This window comes from Mycobacterium vicinigordonae (genome assembly GCF_013466425.1).
GTDB lineage: Bacteria > Actinomycetota > Actinomycetes > Mycobacteriales > Mycobacteriaceae > Mycobacterium > Mycobacterium vicinigordonae.
This window is the reverse complement of the sequence record NZ_CP059165.1, coordinates 3242380-3261905: the sequence shown is the minus strand read 5'-3', so window position 1 is coordinate 3261905 and position 19526 is coordinate 3242380. Positions and strand designations below refer to the sequence as shown.

Sequence of the window (19526 nt, the reverse complement as noted above, 5' to 3'; positions counted from 1 at the left end):
GCGTGCGTGATTCCCGTCTGGATTGTCTTCCCCATTGCACTGCGCATTCCTACGGCCCGACCTGTGTGGCGAACTTGACGTCCCGGACCGCGCCGGCCGGCAATGACAGGCCATCGCCCACGTTCACGCTCACGCCGACGCCGTAGGAGGCCTCCAGCAGCCTAAGCCGACGCATCCCTGGACTGTGATCGAAGGTGTCCCGCATCGACTTCGGTGGCCCTATCGCCATGATGGTGTACGGGCTGCCGGTGGGATTGTTGTCGACCAGGATTGCGCCACCGGCCTGCCGGATCGTCACGTTGGGACCGATCCGCGCCCCGTCGACCGAGATGGCTTCAGCGCCGCTGGCCCAAAGTGAGTTCACGACAAGTTGCAGGTCGCGGTCGAGGATGATCTGTTGGCTGCCGGTCACCCGCTGCTTGGACGCGTCGGACAGGTTCGGGCCGGCGCCCGGGTCGGTCACTGTGACCGTTAGCCCCGGGCCGATCACCGCAGTGCTGGCTGCCGCCAGGCTGCGTGCGTCCAGGCTGTTGAGCAGCCGTTGCCCCTCGGCGTCGTCGGCCAGCGCGAGGCGCTGCACCTGGTCGACCTTGGCCGCCAGCGCACTGCGTTGCCGCGCCAGCTTAGTGGCGGCGGCTTGCGTCGATCGCACGTTTGTGGCCAACAGCTGCTGCGCCGAGCGCACGCCGGGAGCCACTGAGCGGGCCTGCGCCACCGCCGCGGCAAACACGGCTGCAACCAGGGTCGCAGCCAGCGCCTGCCACATCCAGCCGAACGCACGCTGGCGGCCGGTTTCGGGCTGGTCGCGGCTTTCCCGATCCGCAGCTGCAGCCGCGTATCCCGGGTCCAAATGCTCGGATAGCAGCGCGCGCAGCAACGATGGAACGGGGATCTTCTTGGCGCGGGCGGCAGCGGCGTGGGCGCTGTAGCCGGCGTTGGGGTCGTAACCGCCGAGCAGCCGATCGGACTCAGCCATGTCCACCAGCTCCCGGCGTGGCGGGGCGCCGGCGCCTGACATTGGGCATCTGGCGCATCACCAGGACCACCTGTGCCATATAGAGCACGAAAGCCCACAGGTACATGTACAAGCCCCAAATCAGAAACGCCCACCCGCAGGCTCCCACGATACGGCTCCACAACGCGTCCCACTGACCGAGCAGTACCAGCGGGAAACCCGACATCAGCGCGAACGTGGCGGCCTTGCCGACATAAGAGACGGGCAGCGCGGACAGACCGCGACTGCGTAACAGCGGCAGCGTTGCGGCCAGGACCGCGTCGCGGGCCACCAGGATCACGACGAACCACCACGGCACGATTCCGCTCAACATCAGCACGATCGGCACCGTGACCATGTAGAGGCGGTCGACCGCGGGATCCAGCAGCATGCCCAGCCGCGACGACTGATCGAGCAGCCGGGCAATCTTGCCGTCGGCCCAGTCGGAGAATCCGCTGAACATCAGAATCGCCACCGCCCAGCCGTTGTGGTGGCCGACCAGCATCAGGTAGATGAAGACGGGAATCAAGGCCAGGCGGATGACGCTCAGTACGTTGGGCACGGTCAGCACTCGATCTCGGGCTTGCCCTGCCTCCATGAGCCGTGACCTTAACGTGCCTTCTTTTCGCGAACGTAACCCCACTGCGAATCCGATGCCGGGTTTGGCAGCCCCATCACATCGGGTGACAAGGACTCAGCGGAAGACCCCGGGCAGGCTCAGCGTGGACAACGTGTCATCGGACAATGGGTTGTCGTTGACCATGTACGTCCACGTTGAGGTGGGCCGCGCCAACTTGGACAGGTCCAGCCCCGGTTCGTCCTCGAGGATGTTGGCGGTTTCAAAAGTCTGCTGCGCCGCCTCGATCGCGTCGGCGGCCAGTGATGCGAAGGCGTCCACCGCCATCCGGTGGAACTCGTCGAGCGGGTTCTGCCGGCCCAGTGCGCGCAGGTGGATGCTCTCCCGGATGTCGGCCAGGTAGGCCAGGTGGTCGGCCCAGCCGCGGTCCAGGTGATACAGCATGATCAGCCGGCAAATCTTCTCCAGTCGCTCCTCGGAAAGTTCCTCAGCGAGCTCCTTGAACCGCTTCGGCGCCAACTCCTCCAGCTCCTCGCGCGCGGTTGCGGTGCGCAGCAAGGTGTTTCGCCGGTCGACGATGATTGCGCGCTGCTGGGCGATCAGCTGGTTGTATCGCCAAGTGTTGGCGTGCACATCCAGCATCCGGCCTTCGGCGACCCGCTGCGCGTGATCGAGCAACCCGGCCGCTTTGGGGCTGACGATGCGCCCGTCGTCGTCGGTCTGCATCGGCAGCTTGTTGTGATCCAGGTTGGCCGCCACCACGTCGTCTTCCCAGCTCGAGAAGAACACCGAGGACCCCGGGTCGCCTTGACGCCCCGCACGTCCGCGCAGCTGGTTATCTAGCCGCTCGGTGTGGTGGCGTCCGGTGCCGACGACGTGCAATCCGCCAAGTTCGGCCACCCGGTCGTGGTCAGATTCGTCGGATCCGCCCAGCCGGATGTCGGTGCCCCGTCCGGCCATCTGCGTCGAGACAGTGACCGCGCCATGCTTGCCCGCCTCGGCGATGACCGCGGCTTCCTCGGCGTCGTTCTTGGCATTGAGCAGCACCGCGGGGACGTCCCGGCGCATCAGGCGCTCGTGCAAATCCTCGGATTCGGCGACGTCGCGGGTCCCCACCAGCACCGGCTGCCCGGTTTCGTGCACCTCGGCGATGTGCTCGACGATCGCGTCGTTCTTGGCCGCGGCGGTGATGTAGACCCGGTCGGACTCGTCTTCGCGGATATTGGGGGTGTTAGGCGGAATCGGCGAGACTCCCAGCTTGTAGAACTGGCGCAACTGCTCGCCGGCGGCCAGCGCGGTGCCGGTCATCCCACACACGGTCGCGTAGCGGTTGATCAGCGCCTGCACGGTGATGGTGTCGAGCACTTCGCCGGTCTCGGTGGTCTCGATGCCCTCCTTGGCCTCGACCGCGGCCTGCAACCCGTCCGGCCAGCGCTGCAGTTGCGCGATGCGGCCGCGGGAGGAGTTGATTAGGTGCACGGCGTCATCGCGGACGATGTAGTGCACATCGCGCTGCAACAGGACATGCGCGTGCAGAGCGACGTTCACCTCGGTCAGGGTGGTGCCGACGTGTTCCTCGGAGTACAGGTCGATGCCGCCGAGCGCCTTTTCGACCTTGCGCGCGCCCGCCTCGGTGAGGTGAACGTTTCGGCTGTCGGAGTCAGTGTCGAAATCGGTTTCCGGGTTCAGCCGGCCGACCAGCTTGATGATTTCCACCCGTGGGGTCTCCCGGTGGCTGGTGCCGGCCAGCACCAACGGCACCAGTGCCTCGTCGACCAGAACCGAGTCGGCCTCGTCGATCAGCGCGACGTCCGGATTCGGGGAAACCAAGTCCTCGACGTCGGTGACCAACTGGTCGCGCAGCACGTCGAACCCAATCTCGTTGACCGAGGCGTACGTGACGTCGCAACCGTAGGCGGTCCGGCGCTCCTCACTGGTCGACTCCGCGGTGATCCAGCCGACCGTCAAGCCCATCGCCTCAATCAGCGGGCCCATCCACTCCGCATCGCGGCGAGCCAGGTAGTCGTTGATGGTGACGACATGCACGTGCCGTCCGCCCAGCGCGTAACCCGCGGCGGCGATCGCACCAGCCAGCGTCTTGCCCTCACCGGTGGCCATTTCGATCACATCGCCGGCCAGCATGCGCAGCGCGCCCAGCAGCTGCACGTCGAAGGGACGTAGCTCGGTAGTCCGCTCGGCCGCTTCCCGGGCAATCGCGAGGAACTGCGGAATGTCGGCGGCATCCGCGAGGTCGTCCAGGTTGAGTAGCCCCGATGCCTTGCGCAACTTCTCGTCGCTGAGGTCGGCGGCTTCTTTGTCGTATTCCTCGGATGCGGTCACCACCGACATCGAGCGGCTGCGGTCCTTTTCGGTGCTGGCACCGAGCAGGCGCCAAAATCGGCCGCTCAGCCGGCCAGGTTGCGAACGGGTGGTCTTAGGCACAGCCCAACGGTACGCGAAGCCGGTGGTCAGGCCGTCGGAGACGACGCCGCCGCGCCGCGGGCGGACAAGAGCTGACAAATCAGGCCAGGTTGGACCGGCGCGGGTAGGCGATGCTTGGGTCGGTGAGAACGTTGACGACGGCGGGCAACCCGCTGGCAAAGGCGCGCTCGAGCGCCGGCCGCAGCTCGGTGGGCGCCGACACCAGCTCGCCGTGCGCACCCAGCGCCCGGGCCACCTCGTCGTAGCGGGTGCCGGGGCGCAGCTCGGCCACCACGGAGTAGCCATACAGTGCCTCCATCGGGTGCTTCTCTAGGCCCCAAATGCCGTTGTTACCCACCACCGACACCACCGGGACGTTGTGCCGCGCCAGGGTGTCCCATTCCATGCCGCTGAACCCGAACGCGCCGTCGCCCTGCAACAACACCACCTGCCGCTGTGGATGCGCCAACTTGGCGGCCAACGCGTAGCCGGGCCCCGAACCCAGACAGCCGAACGGGCCGCTGTCCAGCCAGCATCCGGGTTGGTAGCTGTCGATCACCCGGCCCGCATAGGACCCGAAATCGCCGGCGTCTATCACGACGATGGCGTCTCGGTCGAGCAGCGGCGCTAGCTCGGCGTAGACCCGCATCGGGTGTAGCGGGATCCGGTCGTCGGCTAATTCGGCCCGTTCCTGGTCGCGGGCGGCGGACTCGGCGGTGCGCAGTTCGTTGATCCAGTTCTGGTGATTAGTCGCGCCTGCCTCTACGAGTCCGGACAGCGCGACGGTGAGGTCGCCGTACACCTCGGCGGCAACCGGACGCGGATGGGCGCGCTCAGGTCGGACGCGGTCGGCCACGATCAGCTGGGTCTCATTGCCGAAGACGCCGCCGAAGCCGAGCCGGAAATCCATCGGCACCCCGACAACAAGCGCGACATCGGCTTCCTTCAACGCCTTCGACCGTGCCCGGCTGAATGCCAGCGGGTGGTCGGCGGGCACCACCCCGCGCGCCATCCCGTTCATCAACACGGGAATCTGCAGCTGCTCGGCCAGCCGCAGCAAGGCGATCTCGCCGCGTCCCCACCACACATTGGTGCCCGCCATGATGACGGGACGCTGCGCTTGGGCTAGTAGGCCGACTGCTCGGTCCAACGCGTCGGCGTCCACGTCCGGGCTCTCCGGCAGCGAGGTCAGCGCCCCCGGTTTGCCGTTGTCATCGGACATGGAGAACACATGATCCATCGGGAAGTCGACGAATCCCACGCCGGACGGTGCGCCGACAGCGGCCCGCAGCGCCTCGTCGACCAGCCGGCCGGCGTCTTCGGCCGACTGCGCGGTAGCGGCGAAGCGGGTCAGCGGCGCCACGAACGGCACATGGTCAATCTCCTGCAACGAGCCCATCCCCCAGCGCAACGCGGGCGCCCGGCCACCGAGAACCACCAGCGGCGACTGGTTCTGCTGGGCGGCCGCCATTGCGCTCATCCCGTTGGTTATCCCGGGACCGGCCGTCAGTGCGGCGACCCCCGGCACCCGGGTCACCTTGGACCAGCCCTCGGCGGCGAAGGTCGCGGTCTGCTCGTGCCGGGTGTCGATCAGCCGAACACCCTCGTCGCGGCAGCCGTCATAGATGGAGAACAGGTGGCCGCCGGACAGGGTGAAAACGGTGTCGATACCACTGGCCCGGAGCCGACGGGCGACGAGGCGGCCGGCGTGCACGGGCTGGGCGGGGGCCGGGTCGGTGTTCATGACCGGAGCTTATCGATTCATTCGGGTACGTTCGCCCAAGGATTTCCGTCGCGCAGTCGATCGGAACACCCTCGACTGTGAGGAGACGAAGACCTTGGGCCCGGAACCGTTCAAACCGAAAATCGACTGGTCGCACGCGCTGCAGGATTCGGTGCGATGGCTGGCCATAGCGTGGGTGGTCAGCGCCGTTTGTCTGCTCCTTGCGCTGGTTGTGATGAGGTTCTTCACCCCGTGGGGCCGACAGTTCTGGCGGATCACCCGCGGCTACTTCGTTGGGCGCGAAAGCGTCCGGGTGTGGTTGATGTTGGGCGTGCTGCTGCTGTCGGTGCTGATGTCGGTGCGGCTGGACGTGTTGTTCAGCTATTTCACCAATGACTTGTATTCGTCGGTTCAAACATTCGTCCAAGGTGATGCCGCTCATCGAGAGATTGTCAAGCAGTCCGGCAAGCACGGGTTCTACGTCTCGATGGCGGTTTTCAGCATTTTGGCGGCCGTTTTCATCGCGCGGTACCTTGTCGACATCTATCTGCTGCAGCGCTTCGTCATCGCCTGGCGCGTGTGGCTGACCGGCCACCTGACCGACGATTGGTTGGCGGGCCGGGCCTATTACCGGGACCTGTTCATCGACAACACAATTGACAACCCGGACCAACGTATTCAGCAGGACATCGACATCTTTACCGCCGCGAACAACGCGGGTACCCCCAACATGCCCGCCAACGGCACCACCCAGACGTTGCTGTTTGGTGCCGTCAACGCTGTCGCATCCGTGGTCTCATTCGCGGCGATCCTGTGGAACCTGTCCGGGCCGCTGGATGTGTTCGGTGTCGTATTCCCGCGCGCAATGTTCTTGGCGGTATTAGTTTTCGTGCTGATCGCCTCGGCGGTCGCGTTCTGGCTGGGTCGACCGCTGATCGGGCTGAGCTTCAATAACGAAAAGCTCAACGCTCGATTCCGCTACGCGCTGGTACGCCTGCGAGATGCCGCCGAGGCCATCGGCTTCTACCGCGGTGAACGTGTCGAACGGGCGCAGCTGTGGCAGCGTTTCACACCGATCATCGACAACTACCGCAACTTCGTTCGCCGCTCCATCATCTTCCACGGCTGGAACTGGTCCATGTCGCAGGTAATCGTGCCGTTACCGTGGCTAATCCAGGCGCCTCGGCTGTTCGCCGGTCAGATCAAGTTCGGCGACGTGACGCAGACCGCTGCCGCATTCGGCCGAATTTCGGACTCGCTGTCGTATTTCCGCAACCAGTACGACGCATTCGCCTACCTGCGGGCAGCGATCATCCGATTGCACGGCCTAGTCGCGGCGAACGAGCAGGGACGCGCACTGCCGTCGGTGCTGAACACACCGTCCCAGGATGGATCGGTGGAGACCCACAACGTGGAGGTGCGCAAACCGGAGGGTGACAGCTTGATCGACCCGCTCGACGTTCGCCTGGAACCAGGCGAATCCCTGGTGATCACCGGCCAGTCGGGTTCCGGCAAGACCACCCTGTTGCGCGCGCTGGCCGAATTGTGGCCCTATGCTTCAGGATCCCTGCACTCCCCCGGCGGTGCGAACGAGACGATGTTCCTCTCACAGTTGCCGTACGTGCCGCTAGGTGATCTGCGCAGCGTGGTGTGCTACCCCAACGCGGTGAACGCCGTCTCCGACGCCGAGCTGCACGAGGTGCTGACCAAGGTTGCGCTGGCCCCCTTGATCGCGAGGCTGGACGAAGAGCAGGACTGGGCCAAGGTGTTGTCCCCGGGGGAACAGCAGCGGGTCGCTTTCGCGCGCATCCTGCTCACCAAACCCAAGGCTGTGTTCATGGACGAGGCAACCTCTGCGTTGGACCCGGGCCTGGAGTACGCGCTGTATCAGCTGGTCCGCGCGGAACTGCCGGACTGCATTGTGGTTAGCGTCAGCCACCACCCTGCCGTCGAGCAACATCACCAACGTCAACTCGAACTGCTCGGCGGAGGACCATGGCGATTGGGGCCTGTCGACAAGGACCTTGCGGAGGCATAGCTCGTTCGTCGCTGTCGGTTGTAGGTGTCCTTAGCTGCACCCTATCGCGCTGCCGCGCGTGCTCCGGCGCTGAGTCCAGCTATCGCGCCTGCGCCCGCGCTGCCGCGCGTGCTCCGGCGCGGCGACCGAAGAACGACCCCTCTCCCAGCTGCGTCCCACTGGCATACCCCTTGCCGTCCTGGGCGATGTTGGACGCACCCGCTCCCGCCGCATACAGCCCGGGGATCACACTGCCGTCGGCGCGTTGCACTTCGCCGTCCAGGGTGACCGCCAGCCCGCCGATTGTGAATCCGGAGTACATCGCCCGCCCGAGCGACAGGTCGAACACCGCCCACGGGCTCTTGTCCTGCGGCGCAATGTATTCGGGTTGTTTGTGGAAGTCGGGGTCTTCGCCCTTAGCGGCAAATTCGTTGTAGCGCTGCAGTGTCTCGGCAAGCTTGCCCGCGGGGATGCCCAACGCCTCTTCCATTTCGGCGATCGTCTCGTAGCCGTCGAGGAACTTGATCAGCGGCATCTCAGGCATCTGCATGTGCGCCTCGTCGACGATTAGGTACGCGGTCTGGTCCGGCTGCTCGAGCACGAACGCCGAGGTCCGCGAATGGTAGGAGTCCTCGCCGACGAACCGTTTGCCATCCTTATTGACGATCACCCCCGTCAGCAGAATCTCCGGGGGGTATGCGGCGGCGGTGATGAACAACTCGTCCATGTTCTTGGTGGCCCCGCCCGCCGAGACGCCCAACCGGATGCCCAGCCCGTCGTCGTTCGGATTGCCCAGAATATAGGGTGCCACCAGGCCGTGGTGTTTGGTGCGCCGTGGCTGGCCCAGTGCGGGAGTGTGCTCGGCGACCATTTCCGGATTCATCGCAAAACCGCCGGCGGCGATAATCACCGCCTTAGCGCGCGCCGCACCGGTCTCGCCGAAGTGCTTCCAGCTCACCCCGACCACGGCGCCGCCGTCGTCGACGACCAGGTTGGTCGCGCCGGTCTCGTAGCGGATCTGCACACCCAGTTCGTCGGCGCGCTTGACCAGCAGGTCGATCACCATCGCGGCTCCCCCCAATTCGCCGGGCACCGGCACCGAGTGCCCTCGCGGCGCGGGAACGGCCTGCTCGCAGAAGGGCCACACCTTCTCGTTGCCGGTGTAGCTGAGCCCTTCGGTGCCCGGCGGCACCACGACCTTGCCCGGGTAGAAGCTGCGCTCAAATTGAAAGCCAAGGGCCTCAAGCCAATTGAAGTGCTCGACGCTGCCCTCGCAGTAGGCGCGGATCTTGTCGAGCTCCGGTTCACGCGAGGCCGCGACTAGGTATTTGTACATCTCCTCGGGCGTGTCGGGGTGTCCGGTTGCCTGCTGAACGGCGGTCCCACCGCCCAGGTAGAAGTGGCCGCCAGCCATTGACGTGGTACCGCCGGCCGCAGCGGCGCGCTCGAGCACCAGCACCCGGGCGCCCCCCTCGGCTGCGGAGACCGCCGCGCAGCCCCCGGCGATGCCGAAGCCGAGCACCAGGACGTCGACGTCGTCCGACCAGGACTCCACCGTGTCCGCATTGACCGTGGCGGGGATCTCGGTGCTCACTTTTGCTCCTGTCTTATGTAGTCGTAGAACGCTTTGATCTCGGGCGACAGATACGCGATTTCCACGAACGGAACTCCGGCCTGCGGGGCCGACACGTAAGCGAACTGAATGCCGCCGGCCATCACACCCCGCTGCACCACCGCGGCGCCTTGCTCGGCGGCATCGACCAAAGCGGCGTCGAATTGCGCGGGGCTTTCGGCCTCCATGCAGATGTGGTGCAGACCTGGTCCGTGGTCGCGCAGGAATTCACTATAGACATTCTCCCCGCGGACCGGCTCGATCAGCTCCAGCTGCATGTCCCCGAGATAGCTCAGCGAGATGTGCGCCACGAAGTCGGCGGGCTCGCCGCGATAGCTGCAGGTATCGGGCGCAAAGTGCACATCGGGTATGCGCACCCATTTCCGGGCACCTAAAAGGCCGGTGAGGGCAGTTTCAGTGGTCTGCAGATCCGACGTTACCCACGCGATTTGGATGGGCGACTGAACGAGGAGGTTCATCGCTTCGCAGAATATCTCAGCCAGTCGCCGGCCAGAACTGCCGGGAAGTAATTTGCCATCGCTGACACCGCCCGACGCGACGGGCGAGGCTGAACATGTTCTAATTCTGCCGGCCGAGCATGTCCAACAGTAGTTGGACCTGCGTGTCGAACACGGCGCCGGCGTCGGTGAGGGTATCCGTCCCGTACTGGCCGAATACTTCCAGGCTGATCGCTCCCACCAGCCCGGCGAACAACAGAAAGCACTTGCCCATCACCCGATCATCGCCGGGAAACGAATATTCGCTGCGCAGCCGTTCGAAGTCTGACGAGGTCGGTTGCGGCACGTGGTCGTTGGTCAGCACGATGTCGCCGGTGGTAATCCCGGCGGCGACGGCCTCCAGAAATGCAGCGACGACGCGAGTTCCCACCGGCGTGGTGCGACCCGCGGGTGCGTGATAGCCGGGAACCGGGCTGCCGTACAAGAGGGCCCAGCGGGCTGGGTGCGCGACGGCCCATGCCCGCATGGCATGTGCCATGGCGGTTACGTCGTCGCTCCACGAATCGCCGGCGGTGTCGTCTCGCGCCCGGTCGACTTCATCGGCGAGAGCCGTGTATGCATCGATGAGTAGCAGTGTCAGCAGTTCGTCGCGGCTCGACATGTAGCGGTACACCGCCGATGAGACCATGCCCAGATCCCGGGCGATTGCGCGTAGCGACAACCCCGCTGCGCCGTGGTTCACCAGATGGCGCCGGCCAATCTCGACGATCCGGGCCTCGATCTGCTCCCGTGACTCCTGGCGTTTGCCCACGGCCAAGTCTGACATAACCGAGATCACCGCTCTTGCTTTTTCGCGGAGCGCATGCAACGGATGGATAGATCAGAGAGCGGTGCTCTCGCAAATGCAGTGGAGGTCGTGTTATCGACGCGCCGTGGCACCGCGGATTCCGGTGTTCGCGCTGGCCAATGAGCTAGCTTGCCCCCGCACCCATATCTTGGCGGGCCTGCTCGGAGGCGCTCTGCCAGGACACCGCGGCCGGGAAGTCTCCCCACATGCTGTTGAAGATCCCGACGATTTGGCCGACACCGCCCGACGACAGGTACACCGGCCCGCCCGAGTCGCCCTGCTGGGTCTGGACGCCGTGGGACATGGTGAACCACCCGTTGTTGACGCTCTCGACCGTGCCGCAGGTCTCTCCGGTTGTCACGCCGAAGTGGCAGACCGCCTGACCTGGTGCAGCGACCACGCCCGGGCTCGAAACCAGGCCCCGGCCGCCCGGCAGGATGTTGCTCATCGCGACATTGTTGGCCAGCGCGATCGCCTCGTAGTCGTCGATGGGTTGATCGGTGGCCACCGTGGAACCGGTGGGGGTGTTGTCGCGGGACGCCACCACGCGCCCGATCGGGTTGTTGTCCTTGTCGTAGACCATTCCCCCTCGGCAGTGCCCGGCGCTATAGGCCACGCGCCGCGGAATGTCGACGAAACCCAAAGTGCAGACGTGGTTCTCCTGGTGGATCTCCATGCCCGGGAACACCAACGTCGACTCCGCTGCGGCGGTGGCAGTCGACAGCCCAGCGGCCACCAGCGAAACAGCAGCCGCTGCTGTGCACGCGCGCAAGGTCAGGCGATACAAAATCGACTCCGATCCGTTATGGCCGACAACGCGCCGACCTGCACATTCAGGTTACGTCGTAACCACCCCGACACTAAGTCTTCGTGCAGAGCGCAAACAGCGTTACCGAGAGCTCGCGATCGGAGCGACTCCGCCCCTTCGATCGGCACCGCCGGGCGCCCAGCCGGGCGGACCGAAGACGTACCCCAGCCGGTCCCGCAGCCGGTTCGCCGAGCGCCAGTCGCGGACGATCGCGACGTACTCGTGAGTCTGCAGTTTCCACACGTTGAACGTGTCGACCTGCTTGGTCAGCCCGTAGTGCGGTCGGAACAATTCTTCTTGGAAGCTGCCGAAGATCCGGTCCCAGATGATGAAGATGCCGCCGTAATTCTTGTCCAGGTACAGCCGGTCCATTCCGTGGTGCACCCGGTGGTGCGACGGCGTGTTGAAGACAAACTCGAACCAGCGGGGCAGCTTGGCGATCCGCTCGGTGTGCACCCAGAACTGGTAGATCAGGTTCAGCGACCAACTGAAGAACACCATCCACGGCGGCAATCCCAACAGCGGCAATGGGGCCCACATCAGGATCTCGCCGCTGTTGTTCCACTTCTGCCGCAGCGCGGTAGCCAGGTTGTAGTACTGGCTTGAATGGTGAGCCTGGTGAGTGGCCCAGACCAGCCGGACGCGGTGCGCGCAACGGTGGTAGGCGTAGTAGAGCAGGTCGACCCCCAGGAACGCGATGAGCCAGGCGTACCACTTGCTCGCGGACAGCTGCCACGGCGCGACGTAGGCAAAAAGAGCGGCGTAGCCGAACAGGGCTAGGGCCTTCCATGCGGCGGTGGTGGCGATCGAAACCAGCCCCATCGAGATGCTGGTCATCGAATCGCGAGCGAGGTGGGCGCCCCAGGCGGGTCTGGATTCGGCGGGGTCCCCAGCACCAGATGCAGCGTCCAATTTCGCCAACTTGCGGGCAGCCGTCCATTCCAGCGTCAACAGCAGCAAGAAGAACGGAATCGCGAATAGCACCGGATCCCGCAGTTGGGCCGGCAGCGCTGAAACGAATCCGGTCAGCACACCCACAGCAAAACAGATTACTGATTGCCGGATCCACGCGCGCCGGGTTGTGTCACGGTAGACCTTGATGGCAATCAACGAATTCAAGATGAGGGTGAGCCGCCCGATCGGCAGGCCACATGTCACCCAGCGACTGCTGCGTGCTTCCGGCGTGCGTAACCGGTTGTTCCCGGCGGCGAAGCTGGAACAGTGGGCCGCAAACCCGCGCCCGCCCTACAACGGCATGCCCTCGAAGCTGGTCCTGAAAAGGGTCGAGGTCGCTCGCGCCGACCTCAACGGCCGCCCGGTCTACCACGTCAGCCCTCGGCACCTCATGCGCGATGAGTTGCGTGGGCACGCGGTCTATCTGCACGGTGGCGCCTACGTACTGGATCTGCTGCCCCATTTCCATTGGCCGGCCATCGCGAGGTTGTCCCTCACTTTGCGCCGTAGCCTCACCGTGCCGATCTACCCGATCGCCCCCGAGCACACCTACCGTCAGGTGTTCCCCTTCCTGTTGCAGGTCTATCGCCGCGTTCTGGACACTTGGGATCCGAATTCGGTTGCTTTCATGGGAGATTCGGCCGGTGGTGGGATGGCGTTCGCACTGTGTCACGCGGTGCGCGACGCCGCTCTACCGCAGCCCACCGACGCCCTGCTGCTCTCTCCCTGGATGCACCTGGGGTTGCCCGACCCCGAGGTGCTGACCGTGGCCAAAATGGATCCGTTCCTCAACCTCGAAGACCTGCGCGCCGCCGGAATCCGCTACGCCGGCGGCGACCCGCTGGACCATCCCCTGCTCAGCCCGAGCGTGGGAGCGCTGGACGGCCTCCCCCGACTGACGGTCTTCACCGGAACCCACGATGTGCTCAACCCCGATGCCCGGGCGTTCCGCAACCGCGCGATCGCAGAAGGACACGAGATCGGTTGGCACGAACTCGACGGCGGTATGCACACCTGGATGCTCCTTCCCGGTCACAAGGCGAAAGTGACGATGAAAGAGATAGGCGAGGTGCTGTCCAGGTGAGGCGGGTGCCGCAGCTGTAGCCGGGTTCAGTCGGATTGCGGGGCAGCCAGAGTCGCGGAGCTGGTCTCCCCGGCATACCAGTGCACGGCGTAAATGCCTGGCTGCAAAGACAATTCGGCGACAAGCTGTTCCAGCCTGGCCGGTGAATGACCGTCCACCAGCACGTGGGCGGTGAGCGCGATCTTGTCCTCGCCGCTGGCCCCGGTGTGAATGCCGCGCAGGATGATGTCGTTGCTGCGGGTGTGCTGCACGATCTGAGCCCGTGCATACTTCGCGGACTTGGGGCGACAGATCACCTGGACCTGATATGGCTCGAGCCCCTCGTCGTCGTCGCCGGAATTGTCATGGTCGATGAGCCGTCCCAGCGGCCGGCCCAGTAGATGGATCGCGACCACGGTGCCGGTAGCGATCAAGGTGAACACCAGATGCCCGGACGCGGCCAGCACCCCCACCGCCGCCGAGCACCACAGCGTCGCGGCGGTGTTGAGGCCTCGGACATTGGCTCCCTCACGCAGAATCACCCCACCGCCGAGAAACCCGATCCCGGAAACTACATAAGAGGCCACCCGGGTGGCGCTGGTGTCCTCGGTGGCCACCGCGTAGAGCACGAACAATGTCGCGCCGGTAGCCACCAACGCATTGGTTCGCAGCCCGGCCATCCGGGCCCGCCATTGACGTTCGAAGCCGATCAACGCGCCGCAACCCACACCGACGGCCAGGCGGAGCGCGAACTCGGCATTGGTCAGTGTGTGCACCATGCTGGCCCCCTCTCCCGATCGCGATACGGCAAACAGCAGGTAATCAGATTCGAGTTAACACCAGGTAGAGCGCAGGCAAACCAGGGCCTGTCGGTCAGAAGTAGCCGCCCTCGGTTTGCCCCAGATGCTCGGGACAGTAGGTGTTCGACGCGATGGCCGTGAACAGGGCGGCGCCGTCCAAAGTCAATGCGGGATTCTGGTTCCGCACGTCGGTGAGGACCTGAAGACCGGTTTCACCGTTGCGCATCAGGCCGCACACGGCTTGTGCGGACACAATTGCCCTGGCCGGATCGGGAACGGTGATGCCCGCATTCTTCAAGGCAGCGAGAAACGCCGCATCGTCGGCGTCAGGATCGCCGTGCGCGGCCGGAGTAAGACTCAGCATCGTGAGCGCGGTGAGCGCAACTGATAAACGTCCTAAGCGAGTCATTGCCCGAGCGCCCCCCCTCTACCGCCCCTCGGGCAACTGCGCGGCGGGCAACGTGACCTTGGGCTGGTCGCCGCTGGACACGTGTACCGCATGGATGCCGGGCTTTTTCGACAGCTTGTCGAGCAGCCCGTCCAGCCCCGCTTTGTCGACGTTCCAGTGCTGTACCGTTTCCGGCTGCTGCTGCAGCTTGGCGATCACGTTGTCTAGCTTGACCGGTTCCACCGGGCCCTTCGCGCCGTTGGCGCGGGCCCGTGCACCACTTCCGCTGTAAACCTGCGCCCCTACGGTGCCCACTGCGCCGCCGGTCAGGCTCCCCAGGGCCATCTGATTGACCACCTCGGCCGGGACCGCAGCCGCGGGGGCCGCGGCCATGCTGGTCGCCGGCAGCACGTTGGAGACCGTCCTGATCGCGGGCGTGGCAGATGCCCAGCTCGGCGGTACCGACAGCTTCCCCACCACGTTGGCCTCGCCGGTACCCGCCGATACAGCGTTGCTCAGGTTGGCGGTTGGTGACATTCCCAGTCCGGCTCCCAACGCGGATTTCGGGATGTCCTCGAGTGGCGGCTTCCAGAACAGCTTGAACTCGGTCATGCCAAGGTTGGGCACGCTCATGGCGTCGTTGGCCACCGTGCTGAATCGGCCGATGTCGGCGAAGATCCCGAATGTCAGCTCCCAGGTAGGACCGGCCAATGGCGTGCCGGTCACGGCGTTGAGCACCTCACTCATAGCTTGCATGTAGGAGGTGCTGGCCTGGCCGAGAGACTGCAGAGCCTGCAGGACGACGTCGAATGGAAATGCGGGTGCCGCTGCCGGCGCGGCGGTCGCAGCAGCCGTCCCGGCAGCCAGGCCGCTGGCCTGCCCCACCGCTGCTTGTTGGCTGGCGAGTCCCGCCACGTTGGTTACCTGCGGCGGCTCGGAGTACGGCGTCAGCTTGGCGGCGGCGGCCGAGGCATTGGCGTAGCCGAACATCGCCGCGGTGTCCTGGGCCCACATTTCCCCGTACTGCGCCTCGAGGGCAGCGATCGCACCCGTGTTCTGCCCGAAGATGTTCGTCGCCACCAGTAGCGCCAACTGGCTCCGATTGATCGCTATCTCTGCCGGCGGGACCACTGCGGCGAACGCCGCCTCGTAGGCGCTCACCGCCGCCTTCGCTTGTTCTCCCGCCGTCTTGGCCTGTGCCGCGGTGGCTGACATCCAGCTGACGTAGGGCGCCGCCGCCGCGGTCATCGCCGCCGATGACGGACCCGTCCATCCTTCGTTGGCCAGGCCTTCGACGATTGCGCTGTAGGAGGCGGCGGTGTCGCCAAGTTCGGCGGCCAGCGCGTCCCAGGCCGTGGCCGCCGCGATCATCGGCCCTGCGCCTGGGCCCATGTACATCAGACCGGAGGTGATCTCCGGCGGTCGCGCTGCGAAACTCATCAGGCACGCCTTCCGTTCAGTCCGCCGGTATCACGATGATGGTGGCCGTGCTGGCGACGTCTTCGCCGGCAGCCGCGCCAGCGCTGACGCCCGATGTGCCGTTGCTGACGGTGCGCACAGTGGCGCCGGCCAGCGCACGCCCAGCCAGGCTCGCCATGGCCATTTCGCCGAATAAGCCGCCCTCCGCCGCCGCGGGAACCGCGGCCAGGGCCTCCGGAGTGGCACCCGGCAGCACGGAGGCCATCGTCCGCAGCACCGGCGCGGAACTCACCCAGCTCGGCGGCACCGACAAAGAGCCGACCAGGGTGGACTGCCCCAGGGCTGCTGTGGTCCCGCCCGCCCCCAGTGATGCGACGTAGCCGCCCCGCAAGGGCGACAGGCCGGCAATCGGCTTGCCGCCGCTGTTGAGCATTGCAGCGACCCCGGGAGCGTTCTGCGACAGGCCGAGGATTTGCAGGCTGAACAGCCACCAACCGCCACCGAGAACGAATGGGATGATCGGGCTGTATGCACCGGTGATGGCGGCAAAAAACGGCCGGATGGCTGCGGCGAAGGGGTAGATGGCTTCGATGACGTTACCGGCGGGCGTCGCCGCCGCGGGAGCGGCGGCCGTCGTCGCCAAGCCCTGCAGCATGTTCGGAAAGACGGTCATCAGCTGCGACAGCTGCGACTGAATGTCAGTGGCGGCGGCGCTGCCGACGGCTTGGGTGACAGCAGCCGACTGGCTTGCCACGCCGCCGGGGTTGGTGGTTTCGGGCGGCGAGCTAAAGGGAGTCAGTACGGTTGCGGCGGCCGAGGAAGCCGCGTAGGCGTACATGGCTGCGGCGTCCTGAGCCCACATTTCCGCGTATAGCGCTTCGGTGGCGGCGATCGCTGCCGTGTTCTGCCCGAGCAGATTCGTCGCGATGAGCGTCATCAACATGGCGCGATTGGCTTCGATCGCCGGCGGCGGCACTGTTGCGGCGAAGGCGGTCTCGTATGCCGCGGCCGCGAGCTTGGCTTGCGCGGCGGTTTGCTCTGCTTGCGTCGCGGTCGCGGTCATCCAGGCCACATACGGAATGGCGGCCGTGGTCATCGACGTCGCTGCCGGACCATGCCAGGAGCCGACGGTCATGCCGTCGATCACGGCCCCATAGGACGCCGCCGTGGAATGCAACTCCGAGGCCAACGCGTCCCAGGCCGCTCCCGCAGCCAGCATCGGACCGGAGCCTGCTCCCGTATACATTCGTCCGGAATTTAACTCGGGCGGCAGCGCCCCGAAGTCCATCTAGAATCCCCTCCGCTCCTTCGGTGCCCGCCATGGTAGTCACGGCTTTCCTGGGAGCGGGGCAAAACTTGCCAGACTCATATAAGACTCACCAAATACCCCAATAGCGCACCGCGGAATCCCACGCATTGCTTCGGCGACGGTCCCATCCGCGTCGGGTACGACGGCTTCAGGGTAGGTCAAGCATGTTGGGTATCTGCGAAGATTTCGAATGATCCCCAATCGCTTTTCGGCGATGCATCTTGAAAAAATATATTGGGGCAACCGAATGGCAACTCCGCGAATGCCGGCATCCACCGCAGCGGCTGCCGTCAACGTGCTTCGAAGAGGAAGTGTTGCGCCGCAACGCGAATGACCTCACGCTTTGGACAGCTGGTGTGGGCAATAGTATTTCGCAGAGATAACCGCAAACTCGGCCGCGGCGTCCAAACTGAAGCCCGGATTGTGAGCCTTCACGTCATGGAGCAGTTCGAAGCCCGACTCGCCGTTGTCCAAGCAGCTGCACACCGCTTTGGCGGATCCGATCACTTGAGCTGGGTTGGAGTAGCCGATGTCCGCGTTGCGCAGGGCGGACAGGAAGCCGGCGTCGTCGTTGGTCGGCGTCTCATCGGGCTCGGCGTATGCCGGCGTGGCAGAGCCGATCATGACGAGAGCGGTGACCAAAACCAGTAGCCTTCGCACGAAAGCCTCCCTGAATCATCTTGCGGGTAAAATCATTCGGCTGAGATTTCTCGAAATACCGTGTCTGCTAACCAAATTTCGCATCTGCGGGTACGACCGGCGGCGTGTCCTTGGTGAGATGCACCGCGTGAATACCGGGCTTCTTGGCCAGCTGCTCGAGGAGGGCATCCAAACCTTCCTGGTCGACCGTGTGGTGCTGCACACTGTCAGGACGCTCAGAAATCTGGGCAACCATACGTTTGAGCATTTCTGGTGATTTGAGTTCTGTGAGGTCTTTGACCGGCGTCATTTGGCGTCGGGTGCCACACGCGGCGGAGGAAGCCCCGCCCCCCAAGGCGCTTCCGGTCATACCGGCCAGGGACATCGAACTCAACAGACCGCCCTGGCCGAGTTCGGCCGCCGGTACGGTCTCGGGTCCGGCGGCCGACAAGGCGGCGGCGACCGTGCGGATGGCCGGCGTATTGGCTGTCCAGCTGGGCGGCACCGTCAGCGATCCGACGAGGGTTCCTCGACCGAAATTAACTGTGGGGCTTGGCGTCACCGCACTCGTCAGCCATCCGCGGCCCCAGTGCGGGGTGAGACCGCCGCCCAGCGCGTCTTTGGGAAGGTCGCCAAGGCCAGAAATCGACTTCGGCCCGAACTTGAGGAATTGCGATGCTGGGAAGTTGACCAGCAGTCCGACATCGTTGAACTGCGTGGTAAAGCTCAGCGGAACCTTGATCGCCGAATACAGGGTGGTGAATGTTGTTGCTCCGCTGGGACCGAACAGGCCATTGAGCACTCCGTTGATGATGGCGGTGTAGTCGGTGCTGAGGTTGGCACCGACTGCCAGCAATTCCGACAACGGGCTGCTCACCGACAGAGTCGACCGACTCGCGGTGCCGGCCGAGTTACCGAGGGCGTGTTCGGTTGCCGGGGCTTGACGGGTCAGTCCTGCGGGATTGACCAGATCGGGCGGTTTGGTGAACGGCGCGATGTCGGTCGCGGCTGCCGACGCGGCCGCGTAGCTGTCCATTGCGACGGCGTCCTGGGCCCACATCTCACCGTATTGTGCTTCGGCGGCCGCGATCGCGGCGGTGTTCTGCCCGAAAACATTCGTGGCTGCCAGTGCCGCCAAATAGCTTCGGTTGACCGCTATCTCGGCCGGGGGCACGTGACCGGCGAAGGCGGCCTCGTAAGCCGATGCTGCGGCGCCAGCTTGGACCGCGGCCTGCGCGGCCTGCGCCGCCGTATCGCTCATCCAGGTCATATAGGGTGTGGCCGCGGCGACCATGGTGAGCGACGACGGTCCAATCCACGGGCCGCTGGTGAGGCCGGCGATCGTCGCCGAATAGGACGCGGCGGCTGCCTGCAGCTCGGCGGCCAGGCCGCTCCAGGCTGCCGCGGCGGCCAGCATCGGCCCCGATCCCGGGCCGCTGTACATCCGGCCGGAATTGATTTCGGGCGGAAATGCTGCGTAGAACATTGTGGCTACCC

Annotated in this window: 17 protein-coding genes; 2 read left to right on the top strand and 15 right to left on the bottom strand. The window is 65.3% G+C overall.

All coding sequences use genetic code 11. From position 1 onward, the window contains the following. Positions 1–49 precede the first annotated feature (49 nt). From H0P51_RS14685 to H0P51_RS14670, 4 genes are all read right to left on the bottom strand, one after another. The gene (locus tag H0P51_RS14685; protein ID WP_180913553.1) at positions 50–976 is read right to left on the bottom strand and encodes a DUF881 domain-containing protein; all 927 of its coding nucleotides are present in this window, start codon (positions 974–976) and stop codon (positions 50–52) included. Beyond that, positions 969–1592 carry a CDP-alcohol phosphatidyltransferase family protein gene (locus H0P51_RS14680; RefSeq protein ID WP_180913552.1) on the bottom strand — a complete coding sequence of 208 codons (624 nt, stop codon included), beginning with the start codon at positions 1590–1592 and terminating at the stop codon, positions 969–971. The genes H0P51_RS14685 and H0P51_RS14680 overlap by 8 nt, the downstream gene beginning before the upstream one ends. A 96-nt stretch (positions 1593–1688) precedes the next feature. Further along, positions 1689–4013, bottom strand: coding sequence for an accessory Sec system translocase SecA2 (secA2, locus tag H0P51_RS14675; protein ID WP_180913551.1), 2325 nt, complete (start codon positions 4011–4013; stop codon positions 1689–1691). A 79-nt stretch (positions 4014–4092) separates the two neighbouring features. Further along, positions 4093–5736: an acetolactate synthase gene (locus H0P51_RS14670; RefSeq protein WP_180913550.1), complete on the bottom strand. Its 1644-nt coding sequence runs from the start codon at positions 5734–5736 to the stop codon at positions 4093–4095. Positions 5737–5830: 94 nt separating this feature from the next. Here H0P51_RS14670 and H0P51_RS14665 point away from each other — a divergent pair, with 94 nt between their 5' ends. After that, positions 5831–7753 carry an ABC transporter ATP-binding protein/permease gene (locus H0P51_RS14665; protein WP_180918983.1) on the top strand — a complete coding sequence of 641 codons (1923 nt, stop codon included), beginning with the start codon at positions 5831–5833 and terminating at the stop codon, positions 7751–7753. 79 nt (positions 7754–7832) lie between these two features. On the opposite strand, the gene H0P51_RS14660 is transcribed toward H0P51_RS14665, so the two are convergent. The 5 genes from H0P51_RS14660 to H0P51_RS14640 all read right to left on the bottom strand — a co-directional run bounded on the left by H0P51_RS14660 (position 7833) and on the right by H0P51_RS14640 (position 12495). Beyond that, positions 7833–9326: an FAD-binding protein gene (locus tag H0P51_RS14660; protein WP_180913549.1), complete on the bottom strand. Its 1494-nt coding sequence runs from the start codon at positions 9324–9326 to the stop codon at positions 7833–7835. Further along, the gene (locus H0P51_RS14655) at positions 9323–9823 is read right to left on the bottom strand and encodes a VOC family protein (protein ID WP_180913548.1); all 501 of its coding nucleotides are present in this window, start codon (positions 9821–9823) and stop codon (positions 9323–9325) included. Before H0P51_RS14655 ends, H0P51_RS14660 begins: the two co-directional genes overlap by 4 nt. Before the next feature lie 100 nt (positions 9824–9923). Then, positions 9924–10613, bottom strand: a complete 690-nt coding sequence (locus H0P51_RS14650) for a TetR/AcrR family transcriptional regulator (protein WP_180918982.1) — start codon at positions 10611–10613, stop codon at positions 9924–9926. A gap of 160 nt (positions 10614–10773) precedes the next feature. After that, on the bottom strand, positions 10774–11436 hold the full coding sequence (locus H0P51_RS14645; RefSeq protein WP_425488861.1) for an Rv1815 family serine proteinase: 663 nt from the start codon (positions 11434–11436) through the stop codon (positions 10774–10776). A 102-nt stretch (positions 11437–11538) separates the two neighbouring features. Next, the gene (locus H0P51_RS14640; protein ID WP_180913547.1) at positions 11539–12495 is read right to left on the bottom strand and encodes a sterol desaturase family protein; all 957 of its coding nucleotides are present in this window, start codon (positions 12493–12495) and stop codon (positions 11539–11541) included. 61 nt (positions 12496–12556) lie between these two features. Here H0P51_RS14640 and H0P51_RS14635 point away from each other — a divergent pair, with 61 nt between their 5' ends. Further along, the gene (locus tag H0P51_RS14635; protein WP_180913546.1) at positions 12557–13495 is read left to right on the top strand and encodes an alpha/beta hydrolase fold domain-containing protein; all 939 of its coding nucleotides are present in this window, start codon (positions 12557–12559) and stop codon (positions 13493–13495) included. A gap of 26 nt (positions 13496–13521) precedes the next feature. Here the strand turns inward: H0P51_RS14635 and H0P51_RS14630 are convergent, their stop codons facing one another. From H0P51_RS14630 to H0P51_RS14605, 6 genes are all read right to left on the bottom strand, one after another. After that, complete coding sequence (locus H0P51_RS14630; protein WP_180918980.1) at positions 13522–14250, bottom strand: MgtC/SapB family protein; 729 nt, start codon at positions 14248–14250, stop codon at positions 13522–13524. 97 nt (positions 14251–14347) lie between these two features. Further along, the gene (locus H0P51_RS14625) at positions 14348–14638 is read right to left on the bottom strand and encodes a DUF732 domain-containing protein (protein ID WP_246397966.1); all 291 of its coding nucleotides are present in this window, start codon (positions 14636–14638) and stop codon (positions 14348–14350) included. 63 nt (positions 14639–14701) lie between these two features. Next, positions 14702–16102, bottom strand: coding sequence for a PPE family protein (locus tag H0P51_RS14620; RefSeq protein ID WP_180913544.1), 1401 nt, complete (start codon positions 16100–16102; stop codon positions 14702–14704). A gap of 16 nt (positions 16103–16118) precedes the next feature. Further along, positions 16119–17369: a PPE family protein gene (locus H0P51_RS14615; RefSeq protein ID WP_180913543.1), complete on the bottom strand. Its 1251-nt coding sequence runs from the start codon at positions 17367–17369 to the stop codon at positions 16119–16121. Positions 17370–17726: 357 nt separating this feature from the next. Beyond that, complete coding sequence (locus H0P51_RS14610; protein ID WP_246398815.1) at positions 17727–18014, bottom strand: DUF732 domain-containing protein; 288 nt, start codon at positions 18012–18014, stop codon at positions 17727–17729. A 103-nt stretch (positions 18015–18117) separates the two neighbouring features. Further along, positions 18118–19515 carry a PPE family protein gene (locus H0P51_RS14605; protein ID WP_180913541.1) on the bottom strand — a complete coding sequence of 466 codons (1398 nt, stop codon included), beginning with the start codon at positions 19513–19515 and terminating at the stop codon, positions 18118–18120. Between the last annotated feature and the right edge of the window lie 11 nt (positions 19516–19526).